General features: G+C 62.3%; 11 protein-coding genes and 2 pseudogenes. 8 read left to right on the forward strand and 5 right to left on the reverse strand.

The window, feature by feature from the left end; genetic code table 11:
• Position 1: 1 nt before the first annotated feature.
• From RVF83_RS03500 to RVF83_RS03510, 3 genes are all read left to right on the forward strand, one after another.
• Positions 2-691 (forward strand): hypothetical protein, encoded by a 690-nt coding sequence (locus RVF83_RS03500; RefSeq protein ID WP_005195127.1) that lies wholly within the window; start codon positions 2-4, stop codon positions 689-691.
• Between the two features lie 29 nt (positions 692-720).
• Positions 721-2,361, forward strand: a complete 1,641-nt coding sequence (locus RVF83_RS03505; RefSeq protein WP_005195128.1) for a long-chain fatty acid--CoA ligase — start codon at positions 721-723, stop codon at positions 2,359-2,361.
• A gap of 238 nt (positions 2,362-2,599) precedes the next feature.
• Positions 2,600-2,761 (forward strand): hypothetical protein, encoded by a 162-nt coding sequence (locus RVF83_RS03510; RefSeq protein ID WP_005195129.1) that lies wholly within the window; start codon positions 2,600-2,602, stop codon positions 2,759-2,761.
• Positions 2,762-2,892: 131 nt separating this feature from the next.
• On the opposite strand, the pseudogene RVF83_RS03515 reads toward RVF83_RS03510, so the two are convergent.
• Positions 2,893-3,564, reverse strand: a pseudogene (locus RVF83_RS03515) (IS256 family transposase); the annotation flags it as partial.
• A gap of 86 nt (positions 3,565-3,650) precedes the next feature.
• On the opposite strand from RVF83_RS03515, the gene RVF83_RS03520 reads away from it, so the two are divergent.
• Positions 3,651-4,795 (forward strand): IS3 family transposase gene (locus RVF83_RS03520; RefSeq protein ID WP_099047927.1). Its coding sequence is split into 2 segments (ribosomal slippage): positions 3,651-3,918 and positions 3,918-4,795, totalling 1,146 coding nucleotides; the frame shifts between segments, so codons are not numbered across the junction.
• Positions 4,796-4,853: 58 nt separating this feature from the next.
• Positions 4,854-5,836, forward strand: a pseudogene (locus RVF83_RS03525) (IS3 family transposase); the annotation flags it as partial.
• 222 nt (positions 5,837-6,058) lie between these two features.
• Here RVF83_RS03525 and RVF83_RS03530 read toward each other — a convergent pair.
• From RVF83_RS03530 to RVF83_RS03545, 4 genes are read right to left on the reverse strand one after another with little or no spacing between them, the layout of a single operon-like run.
• Positions 6,059-6,733, reverse strand: coding sequence for a transglutaminase-like domain-containing protein (locus RVF83_RS03530; protein WP_005195131.1), 675 nt, complete (start codon positions 6,731-6,733; stop codon positions 6,059-6,061).
• Complete coding sequence (locus RVF83_RS03535; protein ID WP_005195132.1) at positions 6,730-7,929, reverse strand: NAD(P)/FAD-dependent oxidoreductase; 1,200 nt, start codon at positions 7,927-7,929, stop codon at positions 6,730-6,732. The genes RVF83_RS03530 and RVF83_RS03535 overlap by 4 nt, the downstream gene beginning before the upstream one ends.
• On the reverse strand, positions 7,926-9,317 hold the full coding sequence (locus RVF83_RS03540) for a cytochrome P450 (RefSeq protein ID WP_005195133.1): 1,392 nt from the start codon (positions 9,315-9,317) through the stop codon (positions 7,926-7,928). The genes RVF83_RS03535 and RVF83_RS03540 overlap by 4 nt, the downstream gene beginning before the upstream one ends.
• A 25-nt stretch (positions 9,318-9,342) precedes the next feature.
• Positions 9,343-9,663 (reverse strand): 2Fe-2S iron-sulfur cluster-binding protein, encoded by a 321-nt coding sequence (locus tag RVF83_RS03545; protein ID WP_005195134.1) that lies wholly within the window; start codon positions 9,661-9,663, stop codon positions 9,343-9,345.
• A gap of 100 nt (positions 9,664-9,763) precedes the next feature.
• Between RVF83_RS03545 and RVF83_RS03550 the strand changes: the two genes are divergently transcribed.
• The 3 genes from RVF83_RS03550 (at position 9,764) to RVF83_RS03560 (ending at position 13,057) form a co-directional block, all read left to right on the forward strand.
• A complete protein-coding gene (locus RVF83_RS03550) occupies positions 9,764-10,780 on the forward strand; it encodes a helix-turn-helix domain-containing protein (protein ID WP_005195135.1) in 1,017 nt (338 codons plus the stop codon).
• A 214-nt stretch (positions 10,781-10,994) separates the two neighbouring features.
• On the forward strand, positions 10,995-11,378 hold the full coding sequence (locus tag RVF83_RS03555) for a hypothetical protein (protein ID WP_223372675.1): 384 nt from the start codon (positions 10,995-10,997) through the stop codon (positions 11,376-11,378).
• Between the two features lie 512 nt (positions 11,379-11,890).
• Entirely contained in the window at positions 11,891-13,057 is a 1,167-nt protein-coding gene (locus RVF83_RS03560) for an IS481 family transposase (protein WP_157226879.1), read from the forward strand.
• Positions 13,058-13,063: the final 6 nt, after the last annotated feature.

Raw genomic sequence — 13,063 nt, forward strand, 5'->3', positions numbered from 1 at the left:
AATGACCGCACACGACAACGGATCAGAATCCGAGGACAGCGGCACCGAAAATGAGCTGACTACGGCTTCCGATAAGGCAGACCGCGGCGACGCCACTAGTGCCACAGAACCTGCGACGTCACAGGACGTTTCCGCCTCGGACGAGGCAAGCCCCCCGACGTCCGAGGCCGAGCAGCGCTGGGGATCAGCACGCCTCCAGGTGGTGGCCGTCGGTGCTCTCGTGGTAGTACTCGCGGTGCTGGCCGGGCTCTTTGCTTACCTCTACATTGACATGCGGCAAGCAAAGACGTCCCTGGAGGACGCCGCCACACAACGAGCGCAGGCAGCGCAGGCAGCATCGGACTACACCACAAAGTCGCTCACGTACAGCTACCAAAACACCGACGCATTCTTTACCGAAGTGAAAGAGAATGCCAGCGATGCGTTGGTCAAGCGATACGACGATGTCGAACCCACCCTGACCCAAATCATGAAACAGGCCAAGGTCCAAGCGGCGGGACGCGTACTGGCGACCAGCGTCACCGGCAGCGCCAGCGAGAACCGGGGGGAATACACGGTGCTGGTCTTCGCCACCCAGAAGACCCAGAATGTTCAGAACCCTCAGCCGAGCGAACTCCCCACACTGTTGAAAGTCGTCGTGCTGAAGACCGATAACGGCTGGCAGATCCAGGATTACGGACCTGCCGAATGATCCAGCGTCCGCCGCGAAAGGAGAGTTAGATGAAAAGCACCATGCAGGAGGTGCCGATGACAGTGTCATCGATACTGCGCCACGTCGCAACCAATCACACTGTTAGGCAGGTGATTACCTATTCCGTGAACGGCTCTGCCCGGTATGCGACCTACGGCGATCTTGAAGAGCGATGCGCACGTCTGGCGAATGCTCTGCGTCGGGTCGGCGTGGTCGGCGACGACCGCGTGGCAACGATGCTGTGGAACAACCAGGAGCACCTCGAAGCGTACGCTGCGGTACCCGCGATGGGCGCGGTGCTGCATACGCTGAACATCCGGTTGTCACCGGCTCAGCTGCAGTTCATCGCGAACCACGCCGAAGACAAGGTCATTATCGTGGACGGGTCGCTGGTTCCGTTGTTGGCGGCGGTCCTACCGGGCTTGGCGACGGTTCGGGTTGTGTTCGTTACCGGCGACGGCGACACCTCCCCGCTCGACGGGCACGGCGTGACCGTGATGCGATATCATGACGCGCTCGCAGCGGAATCCCCAGTGTTCTCTTGGGTCGATCCCGACGAGCGGTCGGCTGCGGGTATGTGTTATACGAGCGGCACTACAGGCGATCCCAAGGGGGTCGTCTACAGTCATCGCTCGGTGTTTCTGCACTCCATGGCAGCGTGTACCGGTAACGCTCTGGCGATCGCAGAAGCCGATCGTGTACTTCCCGTCGTGCCGATGTTTCATGCCAGCGCCTGGGGTCTGCCCTACGCGTCGCTGATGGCCGGCGCGGACTTGCTGATGCCTGATCGATACCTTCAAGCAGCGCCGCTCGCTGACATGATCCAACAACATCGCCCCACGAAGGCAGGAGCAGTACCGACAATCTGGAACGATCTTCTTCAGTACGGTATCGCGAATCCGGGTGTCGACTTGTCATCGATCGACCTTGTCGCCTGTGGTGGAGCTCCCGTCCCGCAGTCGTTGATCGAGGGGTTTGCGGACCGCTTCGGCGTACAGATTATTCAGGCGTGGGGTATGACTGAGACGTCCCCGCTTGCAGCGGTAGGTCGGCCTCCCGCCGGGATCAGCCCCGCAAAGGAAATATCTTACCGCAAGCGACAGGGACGGGCAATTTGCGGGGTGGAGATGCGCCTCATCGACGAGGGCGGCCTGCCTGTTCCCCGTGACGACAAGTCCGTCGGTGAACTCGAAGTGCGGGGTCCGTGGGTCACAGGCAGCTACTACCGACTCGAGGACACCGAGAGGTTTCGGGATGGCTGGTTGCGGACCGGCGACGTGGGACACATCAGTCCGGACGGGTATCTGACGCTGACCGACCGGTCCAAGGACGTCATCAAGTCCGGGGGCGAATGGATCTCGTCAGTGGAGCTCGAGAACTGGATCATGTCGCACCCGGATGTCGCCGAGGCCGCGGTTGTCGCGATGCCCGACCCCCGATGGCAGGAGACAGCTCTCGCTGTTGTGGTTCCGGCACCGGGTCGCGAAGTGTCGGCTGACACGCTCCACGAGTGGTGCCTAAGAAATTGCCCGGAGGAGATCCCGCACTGGTGGATCCCGAACAACTGGACGTTCATGGAGCAGATACCACGGACGAGCGTGGGCAAGTTCGACAAGAAGGTGTTGCGCGCGAAGCATGAGCAGGGCGAGCTGCCGGTTGTATCGAACTAGCGCCGCACGGGGTCGGCTTCGCGTCCGCACTGGCCGAGATAGGACACCGCCGAGGTAAGGCACAGATGTGCCCACCGAACGTCCTCAGCGTTCGGTGGGCACGTATTTATTGGAGCGATCCGTCTGCCCGATGGCCCCGGTGGGAAAGACAGAACCGTCACTGGGAATTGCGCGGCCATTCATCTCTCACTCATCGTTCGTTGGGCGCCGTTTTATCGAGCGTCGTAGAGTTTGCGAGGTGGACATCGCAGCCAGCGCTCCACATTCGCAGTCATCAGCACACAACATCGAAGGGGCCACCATCATGGCCGAGGCTATCGTGGGCGCAATCATTACCGACATCGTCGGCGAACTGGTCACCGGATCGATCGAGTCCGGATCAGACGAAGCTACCGCTTGAGCGCTTCACAGAAGAACACACCGCCCCGTGGCTTCTGCCGCGGGGCGGTCTCTTGGTGCGCGGGGGCTCGAGAGCTTGTCAAGATGTCTGTGTAAGAACGTGGCTCCTGATTTTCTTGTGGTCTGTGGGGTCTAGCTGAGGTGGGGTTCGATCCGGTCGGGGTAGGCCAGTGCGAGTTGTCCGGGGGCCTGTTTCCAGTTGGTGACGACCTGTCCCTCGACCAGTCGTCCGAGGGCCTTACGGGGCTGTGACCGCCTGGTCCCGCGTTCTTTGAGGCGTTGAGCGGCTCGTTTGTCTTCGATGTCGCAGATGGCCAGCCACAAGAGTTTGCGGACCGCGATGTCGTTGGGGAAATGTCCGCGGTTCTTGATGACCTTGCGGAGCTGGTAGTTCAATGACTCGATCGAGTTGGTGGTGTAGATGACTTTGCGCAGCTCGGGCGGGAATGCCAGGAAGGGGATGAACCGATCCCAGGCTCGGTCGAAAGCCATTGCCGCACTCGGATATTTGGCGCCTAGTTCCGAGTCGCGGAAGGCTTCCCACTCGCGGCGGGCGGTCTCGGCGTCGGGGGCGGTGTAGATCGGTTTGATCGCCCGGGCCACGTCTTTGCGGTCTTTGTGGTTCACGAACCGCATCGAGTTGCGGATCAGATGCACCAGACAGGTTTGCACGGTGGCCAGCGGCCAGGTCACCTCGATTGCCTCGGGGAATCCGGTGAGCCCGTCACAGCACACGATCAGCACGTCCTTGACGCCGCGGTTGGCCAGATTCGCACACACCCCGGCCCAGAACTTGGCGCCTTCTTCGTGGCGTGTCCCCCGTGAACCGGTCCGGTCTGTTTTAGAGTCCTGATTGCCCTGTTGAGGGCAGAGAAGGGACGATGAGGATCATGGCAGGACGCAAGCGCCACTCGGCAGAGGACATTGTGCGCAAGTTGCGCCGGGCTGACGAGTTGGCGGCGCAGGGCAAGACCGGCGAGGAGATCGCCGCCGACCTCGAGGTGTCGGCAGCGACGTTGTACAACTGGCGCCGCCAGTACGGCGGCATGGACGGTGACGCGGCCAAGGAGCTCAAGGAGCTGCGTGAGCAGAACGGCCGGCTCAAGCGGCTGCTCGCCGATGCCGAGTTGGAGAAGGACGCGCTACGGGAGATCGCCAAGGGAAAATTCTGAGCCCAACCGCCAAACGCGCCGCCATCGACATGCTCAAAGACGTGATGAACATGTCAGAACGCAAGGCGTGCAAGGTTGTTGGGCTTGCTCGTTCAGCGTATCGTCAACTGCCGCAAGCGCACACCCCGGCTGACCCGGATGCTGGCCTGCGCCAGCAGCTACGAACCTACGCCCGTCAGAACCCACGCCACGGGTTCCGTCGGGCGTGGGCCTGGCTACGTTTCGACGAAGGCGACACCGTGAACAAGAAGAAGGTCCACCGGCTGTGGAAGGAAGAAGGATTGCAGGTGCGCCGGGCGCCGCGGCGTAAACGGGCCGGCCAGTCGTCGGTGCCGATTGTCACCGCGGACGCACCGAAAGTGGTGTGGGCATTGGACTTTCAGTTCGACTCCACTGTCGACGGACACAAGATCAAGATCGCGTCCATGGTCGATGAACACACCCGGATGTCGCTGCTCAACATTGTGGATCGCTCGATCGCCGCCGACCGGTTGATCGAGGAGTTGAAGAAGACCTTCGCGATCTGGGGTGGCCCACCGAAGGTGCTGCGCATGGACAACGGCCCTGAGTTCATCTCTGAGGCCCTCCAGACGTTCTGTGCAGGGTCGGTGGGGATCTCCTACATTCCGCCTGGCACGCCGTGGAACAACGGGTTCATCGAGTCGTTCAACAACCGGTTGCGCGACGAGTGTTTGAACCGCAACTGCTGGCCCACCCTGTTGGAGGCCCGCGTGGTCATCGAAGACTTCAAAGACGACCACAACCACCGACACCGCCACTCAGCGCTGGGCTACAAGACCCCGGCCGAGTACGCTGCCCGATGCACCCACCAGCACCACCCCGTGGGCTGCGAGATCGACTGACCGACCGCAAGAAAGAACTGGCTCTAGGACCGACTGGACCGGTTATCGGGGACCTGCCAGCGGCATGAAAGCTGATGACGCCAAGCGGCTCAAAGAACTCGAGGCGGAGAACGCCCGACTCAAGAAGCTCGTGGCCAACCAGGCCCTCGACATTGACATGCTCAAGGACCTGTCGTCGGGAAACTTTTGACCCCGAACCGTAAACGCCGCGCCGTGACGGTGCTGCAAGAACGGTTCGGGGTGTCTCAGCGTCGGGCGTGTGCGGTGGTCGGTATCCACCGCTCGACGATGCGCCTGAGGACACAACCAGCGGACGACGAGGACACCAGGCTGAGGGCCTGGCTACGCAGGTTCTCCACCGACCGGCCCCGGTGGGGGTGGCGGCGAGCAGCGAAGATGGCACGCAAATCCGGATGGGCGGTCAACGACAAACGTATTCGTCGACTATGGTGTGAGGAAGGACTTCGAGTGCCCCAGCGCCGCAAAAAGAAGCGGTTGACCGGCGTCGGTGTCACCGTAGGGGCGATGTGTCCTATCCGGCCGAACGTGATCTGGGCGATGGACTTCCAATTCGACACCCTCGCTGATGGTCGTACGATCAAGCTACTCAACATCATTGATGAGTACACCCGAGAGTGCCTGGCCATCGAGATCGGCAGGTCAATCGACGCCGACCAAGTGGTCGCAGTCCTTGACACGCTGGCTTTGACCCGCGGGGCGCCGGTCTACGTGCGGTTCGACAACGGCCCCGAATTCGTCGCCCACGCCGTACGCGACTGGTGCCGATTCACCGGCACCGGAGCCTTGTTCATCGACCCCGGTTCGCCATGGCAGAACGGCTGGATCGAATCGTTCAACGGTCGACTACGCGATGAACTGCTCAACTCGTGGCGCTTCGATTCTCTGCTCGAAGCCCAAGTGATCACCGAGGATTGGAGGACCGACTACAACACCGCCAGGCCCCACAGCGCCCACGGCGAACTCAGCCCCGCTGAATTCGCTCTACAGTGGACCACGACCCACCAATCCCAAGCCGCATAGCGACTGGACCACCAAACGGGTCCCCCTCACCATCAAGTCGCGCATCGCGCTGGAGCCGCAATGGCCGCCCATTCGGTGTGGATAGGTGTCGAGCAATGACTCGGACATTGTCATGGTCTCCCTAGTGGTGGTGGACACTGTGCGACGGGATCTGGCCGACAGGTGGTGGCACGGGTGTTCGAGCGGGCAGTAACCTGCGGCGGTAGCCCGCCGGAGCGCACACTATGCGCGGAATGCGTCGGACGGAGCTGGCCGTCCCGAGAAGATCAGAGGGCCGTAGGCATGCCGCAGGCCCGCCAGGATTTCCTCGAGGGGCAAGTCGTTGTAGACGCCGCGTTCGTGCACGTACTCCATGTGCGCGGAGCCGTCCGCCGCGTGCGCGTGAAACAACGCGTCGCGATCGCCGGTGAAGTCGATAGGTGGGACCCCGAATCGAGTGCACAATTCAATGTTGAACGCGGGTGTAGCTTTCAACCAGCGCCCCTCGATGTAGACGTGGCTGTATCCGTGATATACGAAGACGTCGGTTCCCATGAGTTCGCGCAGCGCGTCGGTCTGCAGATGATTGCGTACATCAGCGAAGCCGAGCCGGGCCGGTATGTTTGCCGCGCGGAACGCGGCTGTCAGTACGACCGCTTTGGGTACGCAGTACCCACGTCCGGACTCGATGACATGGCTGGCCCGGTAATGATCGGGCTTGTCAGAGACGGTGTAGGGGTCGTAACGGATCTGGTCTCGGACTGCGGCGAAGAGGCGCCGCGCCTTCTCGCGATCGGTGTCCGCGTCGCCGACCGCGTCTTGGGTGAAGGCCTGCACGGTCGCGTGATGGATGTCGAGGAAGGTCGATGCTGTGAGCGCCGCCGCCGGCCTTTCCGCTGCCGCGGGTGATGTGGTCATGGTGTGGCTCCGATCAGTTCGGACCTGTCGAGCGACGAACGCTGTGCGATCGTACGCTTCGCGTTCATGAAATCCTTGGGTCTGTTGACGCAGTCCGCGGCGATCAGCTCGCCGTCGTTGAAGTAGTAACAGGTGAAGTCACGGTCGTGGTCAGGGTCACCGCTGACCAGTACCTCGTCGTACCCGGTGTTGAGCCCGGCGATCTGCAGCTTCAGATCGTATTGATCGGACCAGAACCAAGGCAGCGCGGTGAGACCGGCTTCGTTGCCGCAGATGGTCGCTGCCGCGACCTTGGCCTGCTCGGTGGCGGCCGCCACACATTCGAGGCGGACGCGCCTGTCGTACCGTGCGATCCGTTGGTTGACGCAGTCGCCGGCGGCGACGATGTCGGGGTCGCTGGTGCGTGCATGGTCGTCGACGATGACTCCGTCGTCAACCTCGAGGCCCGCGGCGACCGCGAGATCCGTGTTGGGAATGATGCCGACACCGACGATGACGAGGTCCGCGGCCAGGGTCTCACCGTCGGCGAGCACCACCTCTTCGACTCGCCCCTCCCCGCGAAAACCCTCGACCAACGCGCTGGTGCGAACATCGACACCCTCGGTCCGGTGGGTACGGTCGAAAAACCTCGAGACCACCGGCGCGGTCACCCGCTCGAGCACGCGTTCCGCAGCCTCGAGAACAGTGACGTCCACACCCTGAGCTCGAAGTGAGGCGGCCGTCTCCAGGCCGATATAGCCGCCGCCGACGATGACGGCCCGGCAACCTGGCACCACCGCGGCACGGATGGCCTCGACGTCGGTGGCGGTGCGCAAGTAGTGGACGCCCGTCAACTCGGCGCCCGGAACGGTCAGCGCGCGGGCGCGCGCGCCGGTGCACAGTGCCAGCGTGGCGTAAGACACCACGTCTCCACTGTTGAGGGTGACGGTGTGCGCGGAACGGTTGATCGCCGTCGCCGTTCCGTCCACGAGCTCGATCCGCTGCTTGTCGTAGAACTGACGTCCGCGGATCGCGCAGTCATCAAGCTGTGATGCACCTGCCAGGTATGCCTTGGACAGCGGTGGACGCTGGTAGGGGAGCCTGCCCTCGTCGCCGATCAGCAAGACATCCCCGGCCCATTTCTCCTTTCGGAGAGCGCCCGCGAGTTGGACGCCGGCGTGGCTCGCGCCGAGGATGACGACCTGATCAGCCGTCACATTTCCCCCTTGGGGGTCAGGCGAACCATCATCTTGCTGATCCCACGGACAAAGTTCGATTGCACGTACTCCGGCTCACCCACCACCTCGATGTTGTCGAAGCGAGGGAGGAGCTCCTCCCACAGGATGCGTAGCTGGAGCTCGGCGAGCCGGTTGCCCATGCAGCGGTGTACACCGAAACCGAACGCGATGTGGTTGCGGGCGTTGGCCCGGTCGATGATGAGCTCGTCTGGACGCTCGAAGACGCGCTCGTCTCGGTTGCCCGAGGCGTACCACATCACCACCTTGTCACCCTTGCGGATGAACTGGCCGCCGAGCATGACGTCCTTCTTGGCGACCCTGCGCATGTAAGCAAGAGGGGTCTGCCAGCGGATGATCTCCGACACCGCGTTGGGGATGAGGTCGGGGTTGGCCTTGAGCTTCTCGAACTGCTCGGGGTATTCGTTGAGGGCCAGCACTCCGCCGCTCATGGAGTTGCGGGTCGTGTCATTGCCGCCGACGATCAGCAGCACGAGGTTACCGAGGAACTCCATGGGGCGATCGTCGAGGAGGTTCTTGGTGTCCTCGTTGCTTTGCAGCATGGTGATGAGGTCGAAGCCAGGCTCTTCGCCGGCCACGGTACGTGCCGCCTTGTCCCGCCACAGCGAACTCAGGCCTTGCGCCATCGCGACCATCTCACGGAAGACCCTGTCGTTGTCCGAGGGGCCGCCGTTGGCCTGCTCCATCGAGGTCGCGAGGTCGGACCATTCGACCAGCTTGTGCCGCTTGTCGTAAGGGAAGTCAAGTAGCGTCGCGAGCATGCGTGCAGTGAGTTCGATCGACACAGTCTGGACCCAGTCAAACGGCTCGTTGAGTGGGAGGCCGTCGAGGACTTCGCGGACGCGCGCGCGGATGAGCCCCTCCATCTCACGAAGGTTCTTCGGAGCCACCACGCCCTGCACTGCGGCGCGCTGCTTGTCGTGCCGGGGCGGATCCATCGCGATGAACATCGCGATGTCCATGAAACGCGGGGGCCTGCCGATGATGATGAACGGTTCGGCGGAGAACGCCTCGTGATTCTTGTCGACCGCGATGATGTCGGCGTGTCGCGTGACCGACCAGAACGGACCGAAGGGGCTCTCCGAACGGAAGTGCACCGGCGCCTCGTTGCGGACACGCTCGAAGTACGAGCGCCACATACCCTGGCGATACAGGAACGGGTTACTCAGGTCGATTTCGGCGAGATCGACCTCGTCCACCGGCGGGATCGGGGTCTCGGTGAAGATCTTCTGGCCGTCGGTCCTTGTGACGATTCGGCGGGTCTTGTCATAGACATGCGCCCCCCGGATCTGAAGGTCGATCGGGATCATTGATTGCGCCTTCTCGGCGACGGTGGCTGCGATGCTCATGATTGCATTCCTTCGTCGTTGCGGGTCAGAGTTGGAATTCCGGGAGGCGAACAGTCAGGCCGTCCCACTCCTCAGTCGCGATCATCTGGCAGGACAGCCGCGAGGTTCCTTCCCGTTCCGGATGCATGCTCAGCATCTCTTCCTCGCCCTCGCCGCTGCGCCCGACGGTCTTGATCCACGCCGGGTCGACAATGACGTGACACGTACCGCAGGCCGCTTCGCCACCACAATCACCGTCGATGCCGGGGACGGCTTCGTCGACGGCGGTCTGCATGAGCGACTTCCCCTCCACGAGATCGGCTTCGTAGTCGTCTCCATCGTGGGTGATGTATGTGATCGTGGCCATGGCCACCTCCTTGCACGTATGAGGTTCCCCTTGAGTGTGAATGTGCGGATCCCGACCGATCCATGTGTGAACGTCGCAATCTGTTGTTAATCTGGCTCACGTGACCCTCGGTGAATCCGGTGTGCCCCCGTTGGCGTTTGCACAGCTTCTCGACAGCGGTGCGCTGGGCACGGAGGCGACGAGCGCATTCGGTCGGATAATGGCCCAGGAGGGCACCGACCTCAGAACGTTGATCACGCAAGAAGCGCAGGTGCCGATGCAATGGTTTCATGACGTGTATCCGACGATGGGGCCGCACGACGGGTTTCGGCTGGGCCTCGCATTCGCTGAGCACGCTCAGCTGACCTCCTTCGGTCCACTGAGCCTGCCGCTGGTCAGTGCCGGGTCGGTCGTTGACATCGTCGAGTTGCTTCGTTTTCTGCCGTTGATCTCGACGGCGCTAAGTGCGGACTTTCATCATGGCGCCAGTGGTCTTACCATCGGTCTCGCAGGGCGCACCGACAGCGCGGGTACCGACTGCTTTGCCGTCACTTATGGGGGCCTGACCGTTCTGCGTCTGGTGAAAATACTCACAGGAGATGTGTCCTCAGCAGAGTTACACCTGACCTGCCCGGCGCCGACCGAGCCGCTGAACGTGGGAGAGATAGGGCATCGAGTCGTCTTCGATGCGCCAGCGTCATTTGTTCGCATACCAGCCGAGGCGCTTCATGAGGTGTGCCGCTTTTCCGATCCCGTCGCCTACCGGATCGGTACCGCCGAACTGCGACGGCTCTGCGATCAGCGGCGTCACAACTCGTACACGCAGCGCGTCCGAGCCCAGTTTGATGCAGACCCTGCTCGAGTCAACGCTAGTCGGATCGCAGCAGAGCTGTCGGTATCGGTAAGCACACTCAAACGGCACCTACACGCCGAGGGCACCACCCTGCGCCGCCTACGACAGCAATTCATGCAGGAGCACGCCATCCTCCGACTTCTCGATCCCGGCGTCGGAATCGGCCAGATTGCTACCGAACTGGGGTACTGCGACGTCGCAAGCTTTTCTCATGCGTTTGCTCGGTGGGTCGGCTGCTCCCCGTCGCAGTTTCGACTTCGACGTGCACGCCCGCCAGCCGCATGAATGCTCGACCAGCCCAATCGGGGCGTCAGCTGATTACACCACAACGAATTTCGCGACTGGTTCATAACGTTTCGATACGGTAACCCGGGCCCGCCCCGTCCGAAGCGCACGGTCGTTACAAGTCAGCCAGCATCGCCTACGCGGCAATTCTCAGCCACACCTCAACGTCTGCCGCCTCGCCGAGGACACCAGCCGGTTCGTTCTAGCCACCGTTATGGCATTCACCGAACGAATCCAGTCGGGCCTTCGGGACATTGCAACACCGCAGCAACGACGTTTGATAGACGCACACATGCGATACCGCCACGAGAATGTTTCGGTCGTCACCCTCGACCGCGAGATCATGATCACCGACGACGGTTTTCGCACACCAACTGCCCGACCGACCGACAATCTGGGCGGCCTGCTACGTCACGTAACGAGGCCATTCGCCGCATCGAGTGACGACGATCACGCCATGTTAATGTTAACTAGCCGCAATTTCCCGCTTGCCGAATACGACATGGGGCCGAGGATGATGCCGGCCGGCGCGGGAGGACGACTCGGGCGCCATCTTTACCCCTCAGCCAAGACGCGCACCCGTGACGAATACATTTGACACCGAGCATGACCGACTCTGCCACAGCCGCTTTAGCTGGTAAGGAAACGTGTCAGAGTAGGACGAGTTGTCGGCGCCGAACGTCCGCCGATGTCGCGGACGGCCGATGGTTCGAAGTCAGGCAGAGAGGGAGCCGATCGCTGCTTGCTCGCCGTCGCGGCCACTCCATGTTGCTATCCCTCCGATGAGAACTGCGCCCATGGCGCCTCCCGTGCGGCCGCGGGGCCACTGAATCCCCGTCCGCTCGATCTGGTCCTGCACCAGATTTGCTCAGCCAACAGCTACGGCTTCTTCTCCGGCAGTGGCCAACACCCCTTCACCGGAGTGCCCCATTCCATGAGACATGCCGCACTCAGGGGTGACGTCGCTTGACAGCCAGACGTAATCCAGCTCGTCATCCTCGCGAATCTGGCGATGCTGACGTGTAAGGGCTCGGGACATGCTTGACGTCGTGTCGCCGGGACATCGTTGACGTCTCACGCTTGTCGGTGGTCGCAGTCAGAGTGTGGGGGGTGTCCTTCTCTGCTGAGACTGAATCCGATGCTGAGATCGCTGCACGGGTGCGTGTGGAGGTCAGGTTCCGTGCGGTCACCGAAGTCGCCGACGGTGCTCCGGTCATCGAGGTCGCTAACCGTTACGGTGTCTCTCGCCAAACGGTCACGGCGTGGCGCAAGCGCTATGCCGCATCAGGTCTGGGCGGTTTATCGGATCGATCTCGCCGACCGCGTACTAGCCCGAACCAGATCTCTCCACAAGTGGAGGCGACGATCTGCGAAATGCGACGCACCCACCGGCGGTGGGGTGCCCGGCGCATCGTCTACGAACTCGGACGCCTCGACCCTTATGCGCCCGCGCCCGCGCGGGCCACGGTGCACCGCGTGCTGGTACGCAACGGATTGGTCAATCCTCAAGAGCAGCTACATAAACGGGTCTACAAGCGATGGGAGCGGGAAGCTCCGATGCATCTGTGGCAACTCGACCTGGTTGGAGGTGTGTTCCTGGCTGGCGGCCGGGAATGCAAACTGTTGACCGGCATCGACGACCATTCCCGCTTCGTCACCGTCGCCGCGGTTCTCGAGCAGCCCAGTGGCAGTGCCGTGTGTGAAGCGTTCGTCGGGGCGATGAATCGATGGGGCGTGCCGTTCGAGGTGCTCACCGACAACGGCAACCAGTTCACCGGCAGACACACGCGGCCGTTGCCGGTTGAGGTGCTCTTCGAGCGGACGTGTCGCGAGTACGGCATCACCGCGCGGTTGACCAAACGCCGGTCACCGACCACGACCGGCAAAATCGAACGATTCCATCGCACATTGCGCCGGGAGCTTCTCGACGAGACTGGCGCCTTCGACACCATCGAGACCGCGCAAACGGCTATCGACGAATGGGTCCACGCCTACAACACCTGCAGACCGCATCAGTCGCTGAACATGGCCACCCCTGCCAGCGTGTTCCGCAGTCGCAGCACCGATCCCGACACCATGCCCAGCAAGCCTGTTGGTGCCGAGATCCGACCGGAAGCCGAAGTCGTTCGGCCAGCTCCAACCGTGGCCGATCAGTCGAGTTCCGCCATTGAGTTCGACACTGTCGTGCCGCCGTCCGGTGTAGTGACTATTGCCGGTGTGCAACAGGTGTGGGTCGGAAAGAAACTATGCGCAGCGCAGTGTCGTGATGTGGGCTGACCTGTC

This window comes from Gordonia rubripertincta (genome assembly GCF_038024875.1).
GTDB classification, from domain to species: domain Bacteria; phylum Actinomycetota; class Actinomycetes; order Mycobacteriales; family Mycobacteriaceae; genus Gordonia; species Gordonia rubripertincta.

Excerpts from the sequence above, each read along its gene's own strand:
- RVF83_RS03540 (WP_005195133.1), bottom strand. The coding sequence starts at position 9,317 with ATGAGCATCGCAGCCACCGTCGCCGAGAAGGCGCAATCAATGATCCCG.
- RVF83_RS03505 (WP_005195128.1), top strand. The coding sequence starts at position 721 with ATGAAAAGCACCATGCAGGAGGTGCCGATGACAGTGTCATCGATACTG.
- RVF83_RS03555 (WP_223372675.1), top strand. The coding sequence starts at position 10,995 with ATGGCATTCACCGAACGAATCCAGTCGGGCCTTCGGGACATTGCAACA.
- RVF83_RS03545 (WP_005195134.1), bottom strand. The coding sequence starts at position 9,663 with ATGGCCACGATCACATACATCACCCACGATGGAGACGACTACGAAGCC.
- RVF83_RS03500 (WP_005195127.1), top strand. The coding sequence starts at position 2 with ATGACCGCACACGACAACGGATCAGAATCCGAGGACAGCGGCACCGAA.
- RVF83_RS03530 (WP_005195131.1), bottom strand. The coding sequence starts at position 6,733 with ATGACCACATCACCCGCGGCAGCGGAAAGGCCGGCGGCGGCGCTCACA.